Annotated in this window: 22 protein-coding genes and 1 pseudogene; 17 read left to right on the top strand and 6 right to left on the bottom strand. The window is 54.9% G+C overall.

The window, feature by feature from the left end:
* Positions 1–253 precede the first annotated feature (253 nt).
* From AC0V60_RS10110 to AC0V60_RS10085, 6 genes are all read left to right on the top strand, one after another.
* Positions 254–655, top strand: a complete 402-nt coding sequence (locus tag AC0V60_RS10110; protein WP_486178342.1) for a DUF2177 family protein — start codon at positions 254–256, stop codon at positions 653–655.
* Positions 656–824: 169 nt separating this feature from the next.
* Positions 825–1,040 carry a hypervirulence associated TUDOR domain-containing protein gene (locus AC0V60_RS10105; protein ID WP_486178341.1) on the top strand — a complete coding sequence of 72 codons (216 nt, stop codon included), beginning with the start codon at positions 825–827 and terminating at the stop codon, positions 1,038–1,040.
* Between the two features lie 184 nt (positions 1,041–1,224).
* The gene (locus AC0V60_RS10100) at positions 1,225–1,380 is read left to right on the top strand and encodes a hypothetical protein (RefSeq protein ID WP_486178340.1); all 156 of its coding nucleotides are present in this window, start codon (positions 1,225–1,227) and stop codon (positions 1,378–1,380) included.
* 68 nt (positions 1,381–1,448) lie between these two features.
* Entirely contained in the window at positions 1,449–1,934 is a 486-nt protein-coding gene (locus AC0V60_RS10095; protein WP_486178339.1) for a host attachment family protein, read from the top strand.
* A 30-nt stretch (positions 1,935–1,964) separates the two neighbouring features.
* A complete protein-coding gene (locus AC0V60_RS10090) occupies positions 1,965–3,023 on the top strand; it encodes a DNA topoisomerase IB (protein ID WP_486178338.1) in 1,059 nt (352 codons plus the stop codon).
* 6 nt (positions 3,024–3,029) lie between these two features.
* Positions 3,030–3,587, top strand: coding sequence for a DUF421 domain-containing protein (locus AC0V60_RS10085; protein ID WP_486178337.1), 558 nt, complete (start codon positions 3,030–3,032; stop codon positions 3,585–3,587).
* Between the two features lie 293 nt (positions 3,588–3,880).
* Here AC0V60_RS10085 and AC0V60_RS10080 read toward each other — a convergent pair whose 3' ends face one another.
* A complete protein-coding gene (locus tag AC0V60_RS10080; RefSeq protein WP_486178336.1) occupies positions 3,881–4,378 on the bottom strand; it encodes a ferritin-like domain-containing protein in 498 nt (165 codons plus the stop codon).
* Between the two features lie 241 nt (positions 4,379–4,619).
* Between AC0V60_RS10080 and AC0V60_RS10075 the strand changes: the two genes are divergently transcribed.
* The 5 genes from AC0V60_RS10075 (at position 4,620) to AC0V60_RS10055 (ending at position 6,710) form a co-directional block, all read left to right on the top strand.
* Positions 4,620–5,501: a mechanosensitive ion channel family protein gene (locus AC0V60_RS10075; protein ID WP_486178335.1), complete on the top strand. Its 882-nt coding sequence runs from the start codon at positions 4,620–4,622 to the stop codon at positions 5,499–5,501.
* A 91-nt stretch (positions 5,502–5,592) separates the two neighbouring features.
* Positions 5,593–5,868, top strand: a complete 276-nt coding sequence (locus AC0V60_RS10070) for a hypothetical protein (RefSeq protein ID WP_486178334.1) — start codon at positions 5,593–5,595, stop codon at positions 5,866–5,868.
* 155 nt (positions 5,869–6,023) lie between these two features.
* Entirely contained in the window at positions 6,024–6,218 is a 195-nt protein-coding gene (locus tag AC0V60_RS10065) for a ferritin family protein (RefSeq protein WP_486178333.1), read from the top strand.
* On the top strand, positions 6,208–6,465 hold the full coding sequence (locus AC0V60_RS10060) for a ferritin family protein (RefSeq protein ID WP_486178332.1): 258 nt from the start codon (positions 6,208–6,210) through the stop codon (positions 6,463–6,465). The genes AC0V60_RS10065 and AC0V60_RS10060 overlap by 11 nt, the downstream gene beginning before the upstream one ends.
* A 59-nt stretch (positions 6,466–6,524) precedes the next feature.
* Positions 6,525–6,710, top strand: coding sequence for a PLDc N-terminal domain-containing protein (locus tag AC0V60_RS10055; RefSeq protein WP_486178331.1), 186 nt, complete (start codon positions 6,525–6,527; stop codon positions 6,708–6,710).
* 120 nt (positions 6,711–6,830) lie between these two features.
* On the opposite strand, the gene AC0V60_RS10050 is transcribed toward AC0V60_RS10055, so the two are convergent.
* Positions 6,831–7,418: a sigma-70 family RNA polymerase sigma factor gene (locus AC0V60_RS10050; protein WP_486179481.1), complete on the bottom strand. Its 588-nt coding sequence runs from the start codon at positions 7,416–7,418 to the stop codon at positions 6,831–6,833.
* Between the two features lie 381 nt (positions 7,419–7,799).
* On the opposite strand from AC0V60_RS10050, the gene AC0V60_RS10045 reads away from it, so the two are divergent.
* From AC0V60_RS10045 to AC0V60_RS10035, 3 genes are all read left to right on the top strand, one after another.
* Positions 7,800–9,239 (top strand): mechanosensitive ion channel family protein, encoded by a 1,440-nt coding sequence (locus AC0V60_RS10045; RefSeq protein ID WP_486178330.1) that lies wholly within the window; start codon positions 7,800–7,802, stop codon positions 9,237–9,239.
* Between the two features lie 127 nt (positions 9,240–9,366).
* Complete coding sequence (locus AC0V60_RS10040; RefSeq protein WP_486178329.1) at positions 9,367–10,140, top strand: Crp/Fnr family transcriptional regulator; 774 nt, start codon at positions 9,367–9,369, stop codon at positions 10,138–10,140.
* An 86-nt stretch (positions 10,141–10,226) separates the two neighbouring features.
* Entirely contained in the window at positions 10,227–11,000 is a 774-nt protein-coding gene (locus AC0V60_RS10035) for a Crp/Fnr family transcriptional regulator (RefSeq protein WP_486178328.1), read from the top strand.
* 182 nt (positions 11,001–11,182) lie between these two features.
* Here the strand turns inward: AC0V60_RS10035 and uxuA are convergent.
* Both uxuA and AC0V60_RS10025 read right to left on the bottom strand, forming a co-directional pair.
* Positions 11,183–12,346, bottom strand: a pseudogene (gene uxuA, locus AC0V60_RS10030) (mannonate dehydratase); the annotation flags it as partial.
* A 44-nt stretch (positions 12,347–12,390) separates the two neighbouring features.
* Entirely contained in the window at positions 12,391–13,701 is a 1,311-nt protein-coding gene (locus AC0V60_RS10025) for an Nramp family divalent metal transporter (RefSeq protein WP_486178327.1), read from the bottom strand.
* A 477-nt stretch (positions 13,702–14,178) separates the two neighbouring features.
* Between AC0V60_RS10025 and AC0V60_RS10020 the strand changes: the two genes are divergently transcribed.
* The gene (locus tag AC0V60_RS10020) at positions 14,179–14,487 is read left to right on the top strand and encodes a hypothetical protein (protein ID WP_486178326.1); all 309 of its coding nucleotides are present in this window, start codon (positions 14,179–14,181) and stop codon (positions 14,485–14,487) included.
* Positions 14,488–14,664: 177 nt separating this feature from the next.
* Here the strand turns inward: AC0V60_RS10020 and AC0V60_RS10015 are convergent, their stop codons facing one another.
* A complete protein-coding gene (locus AC0V60_RS10015; RefSeq protein ID WP_486178325.1) occupies positions 14,665–15,726 on the bottom strand; it encodes a polysaccharide lyase family 7 protein in 1,062 nt (353 codons plus the stop codon).
* A gap of 169 nt (positions 15,727–15,895) precedes the next feature.
* Complete coding sequence (locus tag AC0V60_RS10010; protein ID WP_486178324.1) at positions 15,896–18,934, bottom strand: TonB-dependent receptor; 3,039 nt, start codon at positions 18,932–18,934, stop codon at positions 15,896–15,898.
* Positions 18,935–19,307: 373 nt separating this feature from the next.
* On the opposite strand from AC0V60_RS10010, the gene AC0V60_RS10005 reads away from it, so the two are divergent.
* Together AC0V60_RS10005 and AC0V60_RS10000 are read left to right on the top strand one after the other, a co-directional pair.
* Positions 19,308–19,994 (top strand): hypothetical protein, encoded by a 687-nt coding sequence (locus AC0V60_RS10005; RefSeq protein WP_486178323.1) that lies wholly within the window; start codon positions 19,308–19,310, stop codon positions 19,992–19,994.
* Between the two features lie 122 nt (positions 19,995–20,116).
* Positions 20,117–20,857 (top strand): FadR/GntR family transcriptional regulator, encoded by a 741-nt coding sequence (locus AC0V60_RS10000; protein ID WP_486178322.1) that lies wholly within the window; start codon positions 20,117–20,119, stop codon positions 20,855–20,857.
* Positions 20,858–20,870: the final 13 nt, after the last annotated feature.

Genomic DNA, 20,870 nt, shown 5'->3' with positions numbered 1-20,870 from the left:
AGGCATTTAGCAAACAGCCCTATTAGTAGCCGACCCCCAAAAGCAGAAACCGGCTTATTCTGCCGAGAAACCTGCCTTGATCTGAGGCGGTTGTGCTTGGTCTGAGCCGGAACTCTAACTTAACCGGTGAATCACTTTGATGGGGCAGGTCATGAGCGTGCGCATTCATTCTTGAGACTTTGAAATGACTGCTTGGGAACGATCCTTTTTCCTCTTGGTAAGCGAGGCAAAGATCATCTCAGGAGAATAGTCGATGCAATTGGTGATTGCGCTGATATCGGCGGCGATAATTTTTGGAGTTCTGGATGCTTTATGGCTGCGCTGGGCGGGGCCAAATTTTTATCGTCCTGCCATCGGCGAAGTCATGGCAGAGGACTTTCGCATGGCGCCCGCACTCGCGTTTTATGCGCTCTACCTTGCAGGCATGGCGTGGTTCGTAATTTCACCGGCTCTGGCTGAACGCGATATTGGTGCTGCGCTGCTGAACGGCGCTCTTCTGGGCGGGCTTTGCTATGCCACCTATGACCTGACGAGCCAGGCCGTGCTGAAAGTGTGGTCTACCAAGGTCAGCCTTGCCGACATTGTTTGGGGTTCTTTTGCCACCGCCACAACAAGCGCGCTTTCAACAGCCACCGCGATCGCACTGACGGGCTGAATGAGAATGCGGGATCTGACATCAAGGGATCAAGGCGGTGCCATAAGTCGCACTGGCATGGCCACGCAAAAAACAGTTGAGCACAGCGTGGCGTTGGCGGCGGCCAAAGAGACGATCTGACGCCGCGCCGATCAATCAATTGCAGGATGAAAGAGAAGGAAGCGTACCAATGAGTGGATACAGTGAAGGCACGAAAGTCCAGTGGGACTGGGGTAACGGAACCGCGTCTGGCAAGATCGTGCAAGTCTATACACAGAAACGCACGCTCAAGATTGACGATAACGAAGTGACGCGTGATGCGAGCGAGGATTGCCCCTCTTACAAAATTGAGCAGGCTGATGGGCAAGAGGTCTTCAAGGGCCATGATGAGGTGAAAAAGGCCTGATGCATGGGCACATATGTGTCTGCCGAGCGGGCCGCCAGCGCGGCTTGTCAAAAATCTTGCACATTTTGGAACCTTTGCGGCCTTCGCGACTATTCTTCAGGATCAGTACGAGCCGCTAGGGCTCTGATACTACTGTACAATTGAAGCAGGGACGGCTGCTTGTAGCACGATAAAGGAGAACGTCATGGTAACCGCTAGTATCCAGTCCAGCCAACCGGATCGTTGGACCCTTCCGCGGCCGTACACCGATGCCTCGCTTCGTTTGCATAAACATGGCCCGCTGCGTCCGATGTATGAGCCGACTTTCCTAGAGCGGCTGTTTGGCGGCTCTCGCTTGTAAAGCGCAGGCCTTTTGCGCTCCCGCCCTGTGTTTTGACATCTGGCCTTAAACATTCGAAGGAAATTGTAATGGTCTATGAGACCCAATCCCTGCCTGATCTTGATAGTGACAAAAGCAACGTGAGCCATGATTGCCTCGTGCTGATTGCCAATGGCGAAAAGGCATTGTTCCTGCGCAACGTGGGCGATGCAAAAGACCTGCACCTTGAGGTGGTTCGCAAGGAAGAACAAGACAATCCGCCCAATCGCGAGCAGGCGGCGAACCGCCGAGGGCGGATGTTTGATGGTACAGGGCACAAGTCCGCAGTCGAAGACACCGATTGGCATCAATTGGCCAAAGATCGCTTCGCACGTGATCTAGCGGAACATCTGTATAAGCGAGCGCATCGCGGCGAATTCGATGAATTGATCGTTGCAGCGGACCCATCGACCTTGGGCGAATTGCGCAAGGAATGGCATCAGGAAGTTCAAAAGCGAATTGTGGCTGAGCTCGACAAGGATCTGACCAATCATGAAGTTGGTGATATCGAGAAGCTGATCGCTGAGCACGCCTGAGGCGGCTCAATTGGCTAGCGATATGACGTTTTGACCTTGCGGCCTATCTCGGCCTTACAAGGTGCAAATGACGCTGCGCAGGGAATTGAACCTACTAGTAATCTGACCTTCGTAGACGCTGACACTCCGGGGATTTCTCGCACTCGGGAGGGCGATGAATTCGTCTTCCGATACACGGAAACTGGCGGTGAAATTAACGAGGACGACCTGGCGCGCATTGATAGTCTTGGCATCCCTCCTGCATGGAGCGATGTCTGGATTTGTCCCGTAGCCAATGGGCACCTCCAAGCCACCGGCGTCGATGATGCTGGGCGCAAACAATACCGCTATCACCCAGCATGGCGCGCTTACCGCGAACGAACCAAGTTTAGCAGGCTCGCTGATTTTGGCGCGCAATTGCCGCGCATTAGGCGCAGAATACGCCGAACCTTTCGCGCGTTTGATGAACCAGAGCGCGAGCTTGTCATCGCTGCCGTTGTTCGGCTGCTCGATGATGCTCCGCTGCGCATCGGCAATCAAGCCTATGCCAGGACCGCGCTAGGCGCATCGACTCTTAAAAAACGCAACGTCCGGTTTGCAAAAGGCGCCCTTCATCTCGATTACACCGCTAAGGGCGGTAAACGCGTGCGAAGGCAGATCAAAGACAGGCGGCTGATGAAGACGCTGCACATTATTGACGAATTGCCGGGCAAGACCTTGTTTCGTTATGCGGGCGCAGACGGCGAGGCATACCCGCTGCGCTCTGAGCAGGTGAATGAATGGCTGCGAGACGTCACTGGAGATCGGCAAATCACGGCCAAAACCTTTCGGACCTGGGCAGGATCATTGGCTGCGTTTGAACGAGCGATCAGTGATGAGGTTCTGACAATCAAGGCGATGAGCGAAGCAGCTGCAAGGGAGCTGCGCAATACGCCTGCGATCGCACGCGGCAGCTATATCCATCCCAGCGTTATTGATTTGAAAGATCGAAGCTATGAACAGCGGCAAGAGCTCGTAAACCAAGTCGCAGAAAGTGTGCGTGACCTCACCAGGCTGGAGACGGCTATGCTCAGCCATCTGGCCGAGGCAGACGGCATGAAAGGATTGTAGGATATCATGTTTTTCTCAGACGCGTCCGCACTCGACTTAGCCTTAAGGACAATTCTTTTAGGCCCCTTGGCACTCCTTGTGGTGGTGGTCGCCACTCGCATCATAGGATTGCGCTCGTTTTCGAAAATGACGGTTTTCGATTTCGTGACGACGGTGGCAATCGGCTCTTTGCTCGCAGGGGCTGCGGCGGCAGACAAATGGCCCGCGTTTGTTCAAAACACTGGGGCGATCGCTGTAATTCTGGCGGTGCAGGTCATTCTAGCGACCGTCAGGCGTCGCAGCGAACACGCAAAATCGGCCATGGCGAACGATCCCGTTCTTCTCGTGAAGGATGGCGTATGGCAGCTTAAGGCGCTTGAGGAGACGCGCGTTGCGAGAAGCGATGTGTGGGCAAAATTGCGAGAGGCAAATGTATGCGATCTCGAACGAGTGCGCGCGGTCGTTCTTGAAAGCACGGGCGATATCTCTGTGCTCCATGCCGAGGTTCTCGATGAGAAAATCCTCTGCGACGTGCGGTCACTCGATGGTGACACGTCCAGGATCGGCGACGGCGGTTCAATTTAGCCGCCGCGAAATGACAGTGACGCGCAGCGCAGATGCAGGTCAGTGAACATTTCTCCGGCTGGCAGGCGGGGCAAAAACCCGCGGCAGAAAACCCCCACCCTCCAGTAACGTGTCGGGGCGGGAAAGCTCATCAAAGTCACGCGACGAGAATGGCGGTGCTTGCACTTCGACGTAAGGTGCTGGGATAAAAAAAGGGCCGAACCACACCCAATGTGTGATCCGGCCAGTGCATGCTCGCCACGCTCCAGGTCTATTAGCGAGGCGAACCTGCGACCAGTGGTCGCAAAAGTCGTTTACGCGGCGGCAGCCTTGTTGATTTCACCGGTGGCGATGTCCGACATCGTGCGGTCGCCGTCGTAGGTGTTGTCGAGACATTTCTGCAATTTCGCCGCATCGCTATGCAGATCGAGGCGTTTCGCAAAGGCTACCAAGCAGCCATAACCGGCAAGGCCGTAGTGCGTCATACGCTGAAACTGTGTGATGATCATGGCGTCGCGTACGTCGTCATCGCCAAAGTTCATATCGAGGGCGTGGGCGCGGGCTTCTTTCACAAGGCCCTCCATTCCCTTACAAAATTCGCCGTCGGGTTTCGCGCCGTGTGATGTGATGATGCCTTCGAGTGTTTCGATGCCTTCTTGAATGCCATCAACACCTGCTGCAAGCGCGTCTTTGAGGTCGCAATTGGTTGCCGCAACGTGCAGTTTACGCGTCGTCTCAAGTGACTGCTTATCCGCACTGTAAAGGTCTTGAAGTTGGTCGATGTAAAGGTCTTTGAGGGTCGAGAGTGTCATAGGATACCTTGGCTGTGTTCGTGTTGAAATTCGGGGCTTACAAACGCGCGATCAGATGATGCGCTGTTCATGGCGATTACCAAGGCCGGGCAGTGATCGTTCCAAAAACGATGCAAAAGTTTTCGCTGCAATGTCAGGATGCTTTGTGGCTGAGGCCTTCAATTAAAACTGCAGGCAAGAGCAACAACCGCGGCGTGTCACAATGTCGGGAACTTCTGCGGCGTCCGGATGTACCCTTAAGATGACTCAATCAACAGACACATCGCTCGAGCCCATTAGCATCCTCACTGGTCAGCTTGCGCAGATGGGACGCGGTGTCATTGAGATGCTGCCCAACATCGCGTTTGCAGCCGTCTTTCTTGCCCTCACTTGGGCAGCCGCAAAATTTGCGACCAAGATCGCCGATAAGATCACGAAAGGCGCAGATATGCGTCCTTCGCTGCGCGAACTTATCGAGCTCACCGTGCGCATTTTTATTTGGGCAGCAGGGCTCCTGGTATCAGCAACAATCCTACTGCCAGACCTGACGCTCAGCAGCATCGTCGCAGGACTTGGTATTGGTACTGTGGCGGTCGGTTTTGCCTTTAAGGATGTGTTTGAGAACTTCATGGCCGGCGTCCTTCTCATGCTGCGCGAGAAGATGCGCATCGGCGATTACATCGAGTGTGAAGGCGTCGAGGGTAAAGTGGAGCAGATATCGCTGCGGGAGACACACATTCGCAAGCTGTCGAACGAACTGGCTGTCGTCCCCAACTCGCTATTGTTTAAAAATCCGGTCGAGATATTGACCGATAAGGACCAGCGCCGCTTCGAACTTATAGTCGGCGTTTCCTACGACACCGATCTTGAGGAAGCTGCCTCCGTAATCCGCAAGGCTGTGGAGAGCGTGGATGCGGCCGATACCGATAAGAAGGTCGATATTTTTGCGACCGAATTTAACTCTAGCTCGGTCGATTTTCGAGTGCGTTGGTGGAGTGGTTCGACGAACCGCGACAAGCATGAGAGCCGCGATGCGATGATCCGGAAGATCAAAAGCGCTCTTGATGCAGCCGGCATCGAAATTCCATTTCCGTACCGAACCCACACATTCAAAGAATCAGTGCGTATCGTATCGAACGATTGATCGCTGATACGGCGAATGAAATTCCTTTGGGTCAGTTTCTTTTGGAACGATAGGCGCGCCTATCTCTAAGCCAATTGAAAGGAACCTGAACATGAAGAAGACAACCGCAACCGTTTCCGCCATTCTTGCATCTATGGCTCTCACAGCATGTGACATCGAACAAACCGAAGAGGGTGAACTGCCCGATATCGACATTGCCGTCGATGAAGGCAATCTGCCTGAATACGAAGTCGACGCTCCTGAGGTGAAAATCGGTACGACCGAAACCGAAGTCGAGGTGCCTGATGTTGATGTTTCAACCGAAACCAAAACAATTGATGTGCCTGTGATTGGTATTGAACCCGGCGACGTCAACGAAGATCAGTAATCGCCTATTTTAAGGCCGAAAATCAAACCCGAAAAGGCCCGGCAGTCTTCGCAGACTGCTGGGCCTTTTTGCGCAATAAACACCTGAAATAAAATAATAATAATTGGAACGGCTGTGCGTTGGTTTTGTAGGTGTGGTATAGAAAGGCATGAACAATGACACAATCGAACACAACAACTCTTCAAACCGCGCTGAATTACATCATCGATTCGCGTGAAGGCTATGAAAAAGCCGCTGGGAGTGCCGAGCGTTCGGCATTTAAACGCGTCTTCAAGCATCGCGCGCGTGAACGCAGCGATATGGCCGCCCGTATTGCGATCGCACTCGATTCTGAAAGGTGTGACCCCTGACACCGACGGCACAGCACTAGGCGCGTTTCATCGCAGCATTATGTCTGTCGTCTCGCTTGTCCAAAGCGACGAGAAAGCGGCAATCAAGACGATTGACGATGGCGAAAGCCGTCTTCGTGACAAAGTGCGCGATGTGATCGAAAACGGTGACCTGACGGTCAGCGACCGCGCCATGTTCTTGCAGATCGAACGCGAACTAGAAGCCGACGCACGCATCCTCGAAAGCTTGAGCGAAGACGTTAGCTAAAGCTCCGCTCCCACAGCCTACACGGCATCATCTATTCTCATCACTCAAAGGAAACTATCATGGAATATGGAATTATCGGATTACTCGTACTGGCCCTCAACATTTGGGCACTCTTCAGCATCTGGACTTCTGGCTCATCGGTCGCCGCCAAATTGGTGTGGTCGATCCTTATTTTCGTGCTGCCGGTGATTGGTGTGATCTTGTGGCTGCTTTTTGGCCCGCGCACCAGCATGGCCACCGCCTAATCTGACGTCCACACTATGAGTGATCTCTAGGCTTACTCATCACAAAAATGAAAAGGCGCCGCGATTTCGGGACAAATCGCGGCGCCTTTGAGTCGGCAAGCTTAAGGGGGAGGGGGAGAGTTAGCTTGCCTGTTCAAGGTTGATCACATCTTCGATGTTACCACCTTGTTCGATTTGCTCGATCGCCTCGACAAATGTTTCGGCGATATCGGTTGCATCTTCGGTATCGGCCAATGCCATTTTGACTTTGCCCTCATCGACAATATCGCCGAGCGCAGCGCGAGCACGCGACGCGCGGCTTTTGACCGTACCGGCCGCCACTCCCAAAATTTCACCGGCATCCTCATAGGTCAGATCACCAGGACCCACGAGCATGACCGCCTCAAGCTGGTCGGTCGGTAATTCTGACATAGCGCGTTGCAAATCAGCCAGCTCGAAAGTTGTGGTTTGAGAAGGCGGTGCAGACAGGATGTTCTCCGCTGCCTGATCGTCAAACTCAGCCACAAATTTCTTTTCGCGCCTCAGCTGGTTGAGCCATGAGTTGCGCAGGATTGTAAAAGCCCAGCTGAGAAAATTGCTTCCCGGCTTGAATTGGCCGCGAGCAGCCCATGCCTTCATCAGTGTTTCCTGCATTAGATCCTCAGCCATATCTTCGCGCTTGCAAAGTCTGAGGGCGAAGCGGCGAAGAGCATCTTGAGAGGCGATCATCTGGCGCTTGAAAGAGCGCGTGGAAACAGATTTGCGCCGCACTGACTTGGTCGTTTGAGCAGAAGTGGGCCATGGATTACGAGCTTTTGTGCCGTGTCCGGGCTCTGCTTCTGTTTCGGCAGTTATGGTGGCGGTTATCGCCGGAATTGGTATTTCTATGGAGCTCTGCTGAGCGATTTTTGGTTGAACCGACATTGTATCCCTTTCAAAGTTCGGCGCTCGGTGAGTGCCCAAGTAACAGCGATACAATGTAGGGTTCGCAGCATGGTTCCCTGACTAACATCAATCAAGTTTGGCGGGTGATACGCCGAGTTTTCCGGCGATCTTCGGTCTCACAATGATATTTTGGGAAACAATCGCCGCGCAAAGATTTGGTTTGTTATGACATTAAGACGCGGCCCATTCGCCAAATTCGCGGCAATTTTTGTGATCATTTGCGCTGCGTGCAGCTCAAATGTCAGCACTGTATCTGCGCAAGATGATGCATCCGGCGCGGAGGCGGCGGCCGACCCTATCAGCATCGCCAGTCCGCAGATCGGTGATGAGCAATCCGTCAAGGACAACCGCGAGCAGCTCGACCAACTGATCGAGCAGCGCTTGCAATCCATTTTCGCACAAGTAGACGGGCTTAGCGAGGTGGGGGTTGTCTCTCAATCCGGCGTCGTCACGCTAAGCGGAGAGGTCGCGAACGGCGAGTCCGCACAGGAAGCCTTTGCATTGGCTGAGCGGGTCGAGGGAGTGATCCTTGTCCGAGACCGGATCGAGCGCCTGCGCGATCTGGAAAGCAATCTGTCGCCAGCGGTCGAGGGCCTTTCGACCAAGATCAACGAGGTAAAAGCGAGCTTGCCGCTCTTCGCGGTTGCACTTGCGCTGTTTTTCGCCGTCGCCTTCATTGGGCACTTGATAGCGCGTTGGAAATCTCTCTGGCGGGCGATATTGCCGAACGTCTTCCTCGCTGAACTCGTCGCGCAGGCCGTCCGCGTGATCGCGGTGATTCTCGGGCTAGTAAGCGCGCTCAACCTTCTCGGCGCGAATGCTTTGATGGGAACGATCCTTGGCGGGGCAGGGGTGATCGGCATCGCTATCGGTTTCGCGGTCAGAGACACGCTCGAAAACTATGTCGCCTCGATCATGCTGAGCTTGCGTCAGCCTTTCCGATCGAATGACCATGTGGTGATCGGCGAACATGAAGGTGTCGTGATGCGGCTGACATCGCGGGCGACCATTTTGATGACGATGGATGGCAATCACCTGCGCATCCCGAACGCCGATGTCTTCAAGGGCACGATCCTCAATTACACTCGCAATCCTGAGCGGCGGCTGGATTTCGTACTCGGCGTTGATGCAGAAGACGACCCGGCAAGCGGGATCAAAACCGGTGTTGAGGCGCTCGCCGCACTGCCGTTTCTCTTGGATACAAAAGAGCCATACGGTGCGATCGAGGAGGTCGGCGATTCTAGCATCGTGCTGCGATTTTACGCCTGGGTTGACCAGCGTGAAACCGATTTTGTGAAAGCTCGCAGTCTTGCGATCAGGGCAGCAAAAGACGCGCTGGAGGCGAGCGGGTTCACTTTTCCCGAGCCGATTTATCGCCTGCGTTTCGACCAATCGCCAAGCCTAGATGCGGCGTTCGGGCAGGATGCTCAAAGCAGGGCTGATGAGCGCCCGCAACCCAGCACACCGAAGCCGAAACAAACAAGGGATGATGACAGCAGTTTGGCGAGTGTTGCGCCTGATCAGACAATCCGGGAAACGGTTGAGAAAGAGCGCTCAGAAACGGGTGAGGAGGATTTGCTGGACGGGTCACGTCCGGTCGAGTGATGTCCCTTGTCTCGCTAAAATTGTGTAGCCTGCGCACAAGAAGCCAGCCAATTTATTGCGCCCGAAGGCTCGTCAAATTCGTTGGACAGTGTTAAGTGCCCAAATTCCTTGAACGGAGGGGCGCTGCATGCTGATTGATGATGTCCGGCTTGAGCTTGAGCGTTATCCCAGAACCGGGCGGTTTTTGGCCGGGCGTTTGCGCCATGATATGTCGAACGACGAACGGCGCATCCTCGAGGATGCGGTTTCAGAGGTCGCTTTTATCGAGAAGCCAACGCGCATCTTAAAGCACGGCGAGGTCTACAATCATTCGACCATGCTTATTGAGGGCTTCGTTGTGCGGACAATTGACAGCTCTGAAAACCGCTACGGGGTGAGCTTTCATGTACCCGGCGATTTTGTTGACCTGCATTGTTTTGCTCTTAAACGGCTCGACCACAATATCGACACGATCGGGCCTGCAAAGGTGGGTTACGTCCCCCACGACCGCCTGCGCGCGATCATGGAAGAGCACCCCCATCTGGCGCGGCTGCTTTGGTTCTCAACCTTGCTTGATGCGGCGATGCACCGCGAATGGGTGATGAAGCTTGAACAATTGACGACTGCGCGCCGGATCGCGCATATCTTTGCTGAGATTTGGCACCGCCTGCGAATGGTGGGATTGGGCAGCGAAAAGGGTTTTGAGACCCCGCTCACACAATCTGAACTGGGCGAACTGTGCGGTGCGACGACCATCCATGTGAACCGCGCGTTACGCGACCTTCGCGAAGGCGGTATTGCAGAGTTTGAACGCGGACGCGTTGAATTTCAGGATATAAAGCGGCTCGAGGCGTTCGGCCTGTTCGAGGCAGACTATCTCTACGGCGAGGGTTCCAATCACCTTCACGAAGGCTTTTCATAGCCCTGCACGGGCGCTCCACAATTAAATTTGAAAAGCCTAACATCTGTCAATAGACCGTGCGCATTCGAGTTTTCTAATGCTATGGCATGGACAAAAGACTGCAAACGCTTGCTAAGTCGAGCTACCCACTTAGCGGGGAGTTTCTCGCCGGCCGCCTTCGCAAGCACCTGAACGAAAACGATCTGCAATATATCGAAAGCTTGTTCGACGAGCCTATTGTCTTGCCCGCTCGCGAAAAACTGGTCGAGCAGGGCGCACGTATGGATGTCAGCGCGATCTTGTTGTCAGGGTTTATGTTCCGCACAATCGAAGCGGGCGGCAACCGGCATATTGTAGGCATTCATCTGCCCGGCGATTTTGTCGATCTGCACAGTTTTCCATTGAAGCGATTGGACCATTCCATTGTCGCAGTCGACGATGTGAAGGTCAGCCTTGTTCCCCATTCAAGGCTCGAACGCGTCCTTGAAGAGCGCCCGCGTTTGGGGCGGGCGATGTGGTTCGCAACTCTGCTTGATGCATCAATCCATCGCAAGTGGATACAGATGATGGAAAGCCTCGATGCCCCGAGGCGCATCGCGCATATCTACTGCGAGCTGCAAACGCGTTTCGAATTGATAGATCGTGCGAATGAACGGGTGGTGCGAACGCCGTTCACTCAAAAAGATATTGCAGATATGTCCGGCGTAAGCGCGATCCACGCCAATCGCGCCGTCAGTAAATTGCGCGAGCTGGAATTGGCTGAAATCAGGCGTGGTAGCCTATACACCGATGATTGGTCCGCATTGCGCAAATACGCAAATTTTGATGCAAGCTACCTTTACGGCGATGGACCGCTTAGGCTCAACGAAGGGTGGGATTGATGAGGGGAGCTGCTGCTGGCTGCCTCAACAGCGCTACGCATTCTGCATGTCAGCCGCTTTGATCTGCCGCTTATGAGCGTGGCATGCCGCGTGTCGGACCTAAAACCCCAACCCCAGCACAAGCCCACACTGATCAGCATGCGATCTTCTGCCCGGCGGTACTGAGCGGCGAAGCAGGTGCGCTAAAATTCTGCGGACAACGCGCGGATCGCTCCGCGAATTTCGGCAAGGCCTTTCATCCGGCCAATCGCGGAATATCCGGGATTGGTCGCCTTAGCGACATCACCCATCATTAAATGGCCGTGGTCGGGACGGATGAAGATATCGCGCCCGGTCGCCTTTTCATTGTCGAGCAAATTCCGGATCACGCGCAGCATATCAATATCGCTGTCGAGATGGCTGGCCTCCACAAATGTGCGGGGCTCCTCAGGATCAAGCGACACTCCGCGCAGATGGGCAAAGTGGATGCGGTCACGGTAATCGCGCGCCATTTGCGGCAGATCATTGTCCGGGCGGCTGCCATAGGTGCCGACGCACAAGGTGATGCCATTGGCGCGGCTGGGTGATGCTTCGAACAGCCTATCAAGATCATCAGGCGTGCAAATGATGCGCGGCAATCCGAACATATCCCAAGGCGGATCGTCTGGGTGTATTGCGAGTTTCACATCAAGTGCCTCTGCCACTGGCAAGACACGCTCCAAGAAGCCCACAAGGTTAGCCCTCAACCGGTCATGATCAACATGGGCATAGCGCGCCAGTGCCTCGCGGAAATCATCAAGGGTGTAAGCATCGGTCATCTTGCCTGGAAGCCCGGCAATGATGGTGCGCGTAAGGCCATCAATTTCGGCAGGCGACATCGCTTCAAAGGCAGACCGAGCGCGAGCAGTTTCGCCCTCGTCATAGTCCGAGGATGCGCCCTCGCGCTGCAAAATGAAGAGGTCAAAAGCGGCAAAGCGGTCCTGGTCAAATTTGAGCGCATAAGCGCCATTGGGCAGCCGGTGGCGCAGGTCTGTCCGGGTCCAGTCGATCACTGGCATAAAGTTGTAGCAGATGGTTTTGACGCCCTCAGCTGCCAAATTCTCCATGCTCTCTATCCACGCATCGACATATGCCTCATGCCCCGGTGCGGCGAGCTTTATGTCGTCGTGAACCGGAATGCTCTCGGCCACGGTCCATGCAAGCGAGGAGCCCTCGACATTGCCCTCTTCGATCAAGGCGCGGTGCGCAGCGATGCGGTCTCTCGGCCACGGCTCTCCGATTGCAATATCGTGCAAAGCGCTGACAATGTCAGTCGCGCCTGTTTGGCGTATCTCTTCAAGGCTTACCGGGTCATTTGGCCCAAACCAGCGCCAGGATCTCGCGCATAGATCATCCCTTTCAAATTAAGACGTCAGAGCATGCTCATCAGGCCTTGAAAGCCCATGTAACCTGTTACCAGCGAGAACAGGAATACACCTACAAGTCCCGCATTGGTGGCAGGCGAATTGCGATATTCCCCCATCAAATCGCTGCGATTGCCAAGGTAGAGGATACATCCCACCGTCACTGGCAGCAGCACGACGTTGAACGCTTGGCTAAGGATCAGAACCAGCACAGGGCGCGCATCGAATAAAGGCACGACCAATCCCAAAAACGATATGATGCCGACAAACACGCGGTACTGCCACAAGGTCATATCGCGGGGGCTGCTGCGATAATCGCATAGGAGCCATGGGATCATGATGAGGTTGGGAAACTGCGAGGAAACGCCCGCTGCAATAATCCCAATCGCAAAGATCGAGACCGCCAATGGTCCTGCAAGCGGCTCCAGCAATCCGATCATCTGCGAAGCGCGTTCAAGTCCGATCCCGCCTGCGTAAAGGCTGCCCGCTGCTGCGGCCATGATCGAGGCGCTTATGATGAACATCATGATGCCGGCAAAGGCTGCATCGCGGCGCTGCTGTTTGTCATGCGCGATGGTCCACCCGGCCTCTTTCACGAGGGTCGTGCGCATGATAAAAAGCCCAGAGAAAATCGTCGTTCCCACCATTGACGCGATGAGCAGCAAAGGGCTCGTCTCGCTTGAGGCTACATCGGGAAGCGAAGGGATAAGGCCGCTCGCAATATCGGCGACAGGCGGCATCAGGATGAAGAAATTGAGCACGAAGCATCCACCCATTACCGCGACGACAACGGCCAAGATGCGTTCAAAAACTTGCGTGTGCCCGCCCCAAAAGATGAAATAGGCAATCGCGCAAAAGAACGCCGCCCAATAGATCGGCGCAATCCCGCCCTCGATAAAGGTCTTCGACCATTCAAAGCTAATTTCCGCGACGATCCCCATCACCCCCATAAGGCTGGCGCAGACCCCAACCCCCAGTGCGAGGATGAAGAATATGCCGATTGCCGGGTGTATGTGCTTGCGAAAGGCTTCAAGTGCGGTTTCGCCGGTCACAAGGGTATACCGGCCGTAGGTCGCAACAAGCAGGAAGGTGGCAGCGCAAGACACAAGCACTGTCCACAAGAGCGTCATCCCGTAATTGGCCCCGGCAGATGCCATTGTGGTGACGCTGCCTGTGCCGATGTTGAAACCCACCAGAAAAATGCCGGGCAGGAAAAGCGCCAGCTTTGCCCGCCAGCCGATTATCTCATGTGCGCTGTTCACCGCGTCAGTCCTTGGACCGCCATGCGCCGTTCCTCTCTTGGTTCTTGTTCTTGCCATGGGAGTATCTGTACCAATCCTAGCTGTCCATCTGATAATCTGTCACGCCAATTGGCATGACAATCATTTCAATTTCTGTTTCGGAGAGGTTAGCAATCCGGGCATGAGCACTAAAAAAAGCGACGAGATGGGGAGATAGTGAGATTGAGCCGCGCGATTTGATCGACCGCCTTTGCAATGGCAGCAGCCTTTTTGGCCGCGGGTTGCGGCGGTGGGGGAGGCTTTCGCGCGCCGACGTCTTTTGGAACCCATCCACCCGATCCAACGCCCAGCCCAAGCCCGCCGCCCAATGCAACGCCATCGGCAATCGGCTGCGCTGGCCTAAATTTCCTCGATATTCAAAGCGCCGAAGCAAGCGCGAGTTAAGGGGCGGGTTTGATGCTGGCAATGCGATTGACGATGATCTGGCGGGCGTCCTGAGAAACGCGCATGAGATCGACTACGTGCCCCCTCGGTCACTGAGTTTATATTGGCAGCATGGTCTTCTGCCAATATCCGCTTGATATGGGCAGCGCTGTGATTGATCCTTACGTGGGTCTCAACTTTGGCGAGGCGAACACGGAAAAATTCGTTGAGAACGGCGGGATCGCTGCACGCAGAGTGGAAGAGGGCGGGGAGAACTCCGGCTCTGCAAACTTTGGTGAGCAAAGCCCATCGGCAACAGCACGTGTCAGCAGCGGCAATGCCTTCACTGTGTTTGGGGCAGAGCAATCGAACAGCGCCGGTTATGCTCAGGTCGAGGCAAGCTTCAAACTGTTAGAAAACAGCTCGGTGGGCGTCATTTAGGACGGTCTGTTTGGCAACGATTCACAAACACACGCCGGCGGTGCACGCATCACCATCGGGTTCTGATTCGATCATCAGGGACGCAAAGAGCCCCCTTCTCGAAAGAGGCGAGGGGCTTTTTTGTGTGTCACGTCCTCAGCCTGGGCGCGCCAAGGCATCAACGCACCAAACGGCGTTCTACTCAGCGGGCGGCGTTGAAGGCCCCACCACAAGTTTTGAGAAGCTTGCTTGCGCGTAATTGCCCGCCGCTTTGTCGGTTTCCCAATCCCCAGTACCAGGACAGCCTGCGTACCACATGGACGTGCCTGTGCGGGTGCTGCACTGATTATAGATGCCGGCCTTAAAATAGAGCGAGTCGCCGGCATATGCAGAAGGGTTGTCCTTTTCATCCGCGCCTCTCACTAGGCTGCGTGTGTGCTGGACAGTGCCAAGCCGCTCGTTATGGAAAGTCAGATACATCGTGTTCCGGTGGACGTTGATGGTGTAACTGAACTCCTCACCCAGAGCGATGCCTTGGTCGCCGGGGTCCTCTGTTCCATCCCAATTGTAGCCGAATACAGGAACCGACAGGTCGGTGCGGTTGGGGTCATCCTTCGATAAATTGCGCTCATAATTCCAGAAGACTGAACCGGTTTTGTGACCGGGGAATTTTTTGTAATAGATTTTGACCGGTTCATTGCCGTAGCCAAAGCCGCTGCGCGTGGTTTTGTACTTCACTGCGTGGATCTGTCCGACCACAGCTGAAAAGGCCGGGCGCTTTGCCGGATCGCCAGCGTTCAGCGACACATGATCAACGCGCAAAACAGCCTCGAGCTTGCCGCCAATTGAGGCGAATTCGTCGGAGCTTTTGCGCGCTTCGACCGCAAAATTATTGCCCGGATCATGCGTGCCAATGCGCGTGTTGCTGCCGCGAAGCATCTGGCGCAGTTCGCTGCGGGTGTTGGTCGAATTGGCCGTTGTGGGCGCCTTGTTGGGCGCTGCAAAGACCATGCGGCCCTTATCGCTCAAATAGAAAAAGTCGGAATGCTCATAGCCTTGCATGGCGCGCACGGTGATCTCGTCAGGTTTGCCGTCATTGTTGCCGTCGGAGGGCAGGGTGATCTTCCAATGGCTGAGGTCAAAGGCGTCGCTGGGCGCGCGTTCATCGCCTTGCGATGCAGTCACAGCAAACGGGACGCACAAAGCCAAAGCAGCCGCGCCCAACGTGCCGTAGCCAAGTTTCATCTGTTTGAAATACATGATTATATTCCTCTGCCCTTCTCCAACATTTTTATAGCAAATGATTGCTCAACCCAAGCTGAACAATGCCCGGTTTGCACCTGTAAACGCTTTGCTTTGCGCCAAATAAAAAAGCGCCCCGCACGATGGCGGGGCGCTCTGTTTGAAAGCTTGCCTAGTTAAGGAAAGTCTAGAAGCGCAGCGTCGCGCCGAACGTGAGGCGCCGATCAGGCAGCCCCTGGAAACACAGCAAAGCGTCATCGTTGACGCAGAACTGGCTGATGTCCGACTTGGTAAGGTTTACACCTTCAACACCAACACTCAGATAGTCCGTCACATCGTAAACGACACTTGCGTTCAACTGGCCCCGAGAGTCAGTGACGACCGGGAAGCCAAGTGTTGAGTTGAGCGAAGCGCCGCCCGCCGTATCGAGCGTGCGGAACGCGTCCCGCCAGGTGTAACGGGCACGCGCCGAAAGGCCGAACTTCTCGTAATAGAGAGTGATGTTGTAGGCATTCTCCGAGAAATCGAGCAGCCCTTGAACGGCTTCGACCGGATCGGGAACATTCGGATTAATGGCCTCGAAAATCTCTTGGCCACGCCCCGATGATGTTTGAGTTGCCTCGCCTCCACCGAAGTCCTGCCACGTATAGTTGGCGATAATGCCGAAGCCCGAGGCAAATCCCAGAGTATCCTCGAATTGAGAGAGATCGTACTGGAAAGAAACCTCAATGCCGGTCTGTGTTGTGTTGGCAGAATCGTTGATGATCGTCTGTAGCGGAACACATAGGCCGTTCCCAGGCACGTCAGAAAGGACGTTACGATCCGGCACTGGGTTGAAGATACCTCCTTGTTCACATGGATCGGTGATGTCGCGGAAGCCGGTCGCCGGATCTTCGAACGCATCCTCCACCTGAGTCACAAACAGGTTCGAGCGATCCTTGTGGAAGAAGCCGACACTAACCAGAGAGGAGGGTGCGAAATACCATTCCAGCGACGCATCATACGACTGGACCGTTTCCGGCGCCAAGTTCGGGTTGCCGAGGCTCACCGCATTGTTCGGCCCGGTCGGGAAAGACACCGACAGCGACAGATCGTCAAAATCTGGACGGTTGATATCTTCAGTAAAGCTGGCGCGAAGGAACAGATCATCAGTCAGTTCCGCGATCACATTGATACGCGGCATAAACTCATTGTAGCTGCCGCCAGCAGTAACCGGCGAGGCTACGCCGTTAGCGATTGCGTTGCCGAATGAGTCGACACTGGTATCCACCCAGCGGAAACCGATATTTCCGCGAACTGGTCCAGTTTCGAAGTTAGCCTGCGCATACAGCGCGTGCGTCTCTTCTTCGATACGGAAGGATGCTCCAAGATTGCCTGCCGAATTTGGATCGATATCGCCCAGCAAGCGCCCGCCATTGGCAATCGCAGCCTGACCGCCTGGGGTCGCATCCAGCGCAGCTTGAAGCGCCGCAATGACATTGTCCCGATCAGAAAACGCTTGATCAGGATCGATCACCACAAAGTTGCGGAATGCGAGGGTCCGCCCGTCAGCTTCATCGAAATTGTCAGGTCCGGGGACAATCAAACCTGCAAGCACCGAGCCGCTGGGGCTGTTCGCTATCGCGCCAGTGCCGAAGGTTGAACGCAGCTGAGTAAACTCAGTAGACGTATCGTTGTAGCGATAGCCTGCATCGACCGACGTGATGAAACCCAGCACGCCATCAAGATCGAGCGTGGTATCGATGCGGAAGGCATCCTCCTCGTTCTCTGTCATGTTGTTGCTGTTGGTTACAGCATCAAGCACGGTGTTGTTCGGATCGAGCAGCTGCTCGACCGTAGGCGCAAACGGCGAGTTGAAATCGAGGCCGAAAGTCAGCGCGCCACCACGCAAATCGTAGATGAACGGAACGCTGTTATCGTTGCTGCTGCCATCCAGGGGTGTCAGCGGGTTTGGGTTGATGAAGTTGAGCGTGGTGCTCAAATTCGGGTTGGCAGTATCCGAAGTCGAGCGCGAGATTTCGATCTGCGTTGTGAACCGCCCCGTCGTGAACTCAGTGCCCAACCGATACAGCTCGGTCTCGGTTACCCGAGCACCTGTATCACTGGAGAAACGAAGGTTTGGATCATCGTCGTCCTGAGCAAGGTTGGGCTGAATGGTGCCAAACAGAGCTGCCTCAATGCTGCCGAGATCGGTTCCGTCGAGCGCTCCGAAGGTGACGGTTTCGAAACCATCGGGAACATTGACCGTGTCAACCGCGCTGACACCGGAGCCTTGAACACGCGAGCTGTCCTGACGGCGCTCTTGGTCCTTGTAAATGACGTCGGCAAAGAACTTCAGATTGTCGCTAGGAGCCCATTCAAGCGTACCCGCGATGTTGAATGTTTCGAATTCGAAATTTTCCAGTTCCTGATTGAGGAACTGAATATTCAGAAATGGAAAGTCAGGGCCGGCAGCGCCAGCGGCGGTCACGGCTTGGCCAGCGCCGATCAGGTTGTCGCGGTCTACCCGCGGCCTGAAGGAGGTGCCTTCCTGTTCGGTATAACTGCCGCTGATGACGAAGCCGATCTCCCCGTCGCCCGCCTCCCAGACATTGCCGAAGTTGGCGGAAAGGCGCGGTTTCACACTGTTGGAAAGCTCGCTGTATTCGCCTTGAGCGCGAAACGAAAGGAGCCGGTCGTTAAGTTCTAGCGGTCGGATTGTGCGAAGGTTTACGGTACCACCAACCGAACCTTCGATGTTTGCCGCCGTTGGCGCCTTAATGACTTCAACAGCACCGATAATTGCCGAGTTGACATCTTCAAAATTAAGACCGCCGCGGCCCGTTCCAGTGGCAACGGTCTTGACACCGTTGATCAGAACCAAGTTGTCGTTTGTGCCGCGAATTTGAACTCCGGTTCCGATACCTGCCGTCCTGGTAATTTGAACGCCCGTGATGTTCTCAAGCACTTCGGCGAGGTTTTGGTCTGGAAGCTTGCCAATGTCCTCAGCTTGAATGACCTCGATCAGGCTGTCGGCATTGCGCTTCTCGTTCAGCGCGCTTTGCAGCGAGCTACGAATGCCCGTTACCATGATCTCGTTTTCTGTGCTGTCGGCGACGCTCACGTCGTTTTCATTGTCTTGCGCTGCCGCCGCTGCTGGCATCAGACCTGCTGATCCGGCCAAGAGACCGGCAATCAAACGTGTGCGTGCGTTAGGAAGGCCTTTGCCCCCGTTAAGGTACTTCATTACTCTCTCCCATCACCAAGTTGTTTGGCTGACACTCAAAAAGCTAGGCTCCGAAACGCATTAGTCAACCAAATTGGCAGGCAGAAAAGGATAACTCTGTAATACCAATAGGCCAATCCTTTCCAAAAACGCCGGAATTCTGCGGTTTTTTGCTTGTGGATTTTATCCAGCCGGTGAACCCCATCGTTCAAAATTAGCCGGGCCAGTCACATAAATGCATCACTCTCTCCAGTCTCGGCTCGGCTGTGAGGGGTGCAGCTCAATTGGTAAGTCCAAAAGCCGTACTTTGGTATGATGCAGAGGTTGACTCAGTGCGGTTCCCGATTATTCTGGAGTGCAACCAAAATAAAAAGTCTATTAGAGGGAGGGGCATATGGCATTTCGCGTAGTTCATCGCGGCCCTTCGCGCGTATCAATCTCTGCAGCACTGCTTGCGGGGTTTGCTTGTATCGCAGGCCCTGCGCTTGCGCAGGGTGAGCAGCCTGAGGAAAGCGTTGCAGATGTCTTTGAAGGGCAGGCCAAGCTCAAAGGCGAGTTCAGTCCTGGCGGCTTTGCTTTGGACTCCGATCAACATCTCAACGACCTCGGCTATTGCGGCTCGCTCAGCCATGTTGACCAATGGTCGGTGGGCGGCGGCGAGTTGGGCATGTCGCTCGGTTATGAGCGCCGCGGTTCAAGCAGTCCTGCGCAGGAAAAGCGGGCGATGAACGCAATCCGGGCTTATTTGGTTGACCCTGGCGTCACCAGCGACGGTGTATCTGACGGTGGAAACTGTGGCACTCGCAGCGCATTCTTTGGAACGGTGCAATATCAGTCAAGCCCGGATGTCGATGTCAACGCTGACTTTCCATATTCGCGCCGTGTGAATAAAGAGCAACGCTCTGATTTGAACTTTGCAGAAGGTCGCCGCATTGACGCGCAGGGCGCGCCAAGTTCGATTCCAGGACTTGACTTGCTCTCCAACAAGCAGCGTACTGACTTGCGCGGCGCTCCAGATGATCTGGGGCAGGTGCTGGTTTACGGTCCTCGCTTAGTTGCAGGGGTTCGTGCGCACTTCTGATCTGGTTAGGGTTGCCGCGTGTTAAAGGGGCTGCGGCAACCTGACTTTTGACTGTAAAACCCCCTCGACCTATGGGGTCAAGTGGGTAGAGTATCGAGGTAGCGTCTCGCCGGAGGTAGGGCATGAGTAGTAAACGACTTTTTCAATCCGTTGCCGAGCAAATTTCGGAGCTGATTGATGCAGGGGCATTCCCTGCTGGAACTCGTTTGCCGGGCGAGCGCGAACTTGCTGAACGGCTCAATGTGAGCCGCGTGACGATCCGTGAGGCGGAAATTGCGCTTCAGGCGATTGGCCGTTTGGAAATCAAGACCGGTTCCGGAGTCTATGTCAGCGAGAAGAAGCCCGAAAGCGCTGCTGCCTTGCCATCGGCTAGCGCCTTTGAGGTGACTGAGGCTCGTCTTCTTGTCGAATCTGAGACCGCGGCGCTTGCTGCCCATAATATCACCGATGCAGGTATTGAGCGCTTGTCCGGATTGATCGAGCAGATGCGAACCGGGGATGAGCAAACGGCCAATGAAGCCGATGCGCAGTTTCACGCAACAATCGCTGAGGCGTCCAACAATGCTGCGATGATCCATACGGTAAAATCGCTTTGGCAGATGCGCGAGGACATTCCGGAAGTGAAAGCGACCTATGAAGCGGTCTGCGTTCATGATGCTGAAACGCGTACAGAAGAACACGAAGTGATTTTCCTTGCGCTGCGCGACCGAGACCCGTCAGGTGCCCGCAATGCGATGCGCGAACACTTTCACCGTTTGATCGAAGCGATGCTGGATGCAACCGAGAAAATGGCGATGGAAGAGTTGCAGGCAAAGGCCTCAAAGAGCCGCGAGCGGTTTGCTGCAGCTTCAAAGATTGCCTAGCCATATTGGTGCG

It is taken from the genome of Erythrobacter sp. S259 (assembly GCF_057364965.1).
Note: the sequence above shows the minus strand (reverse complement) of the source record. Positions and strands in the feature narration are given on the sequence as shown.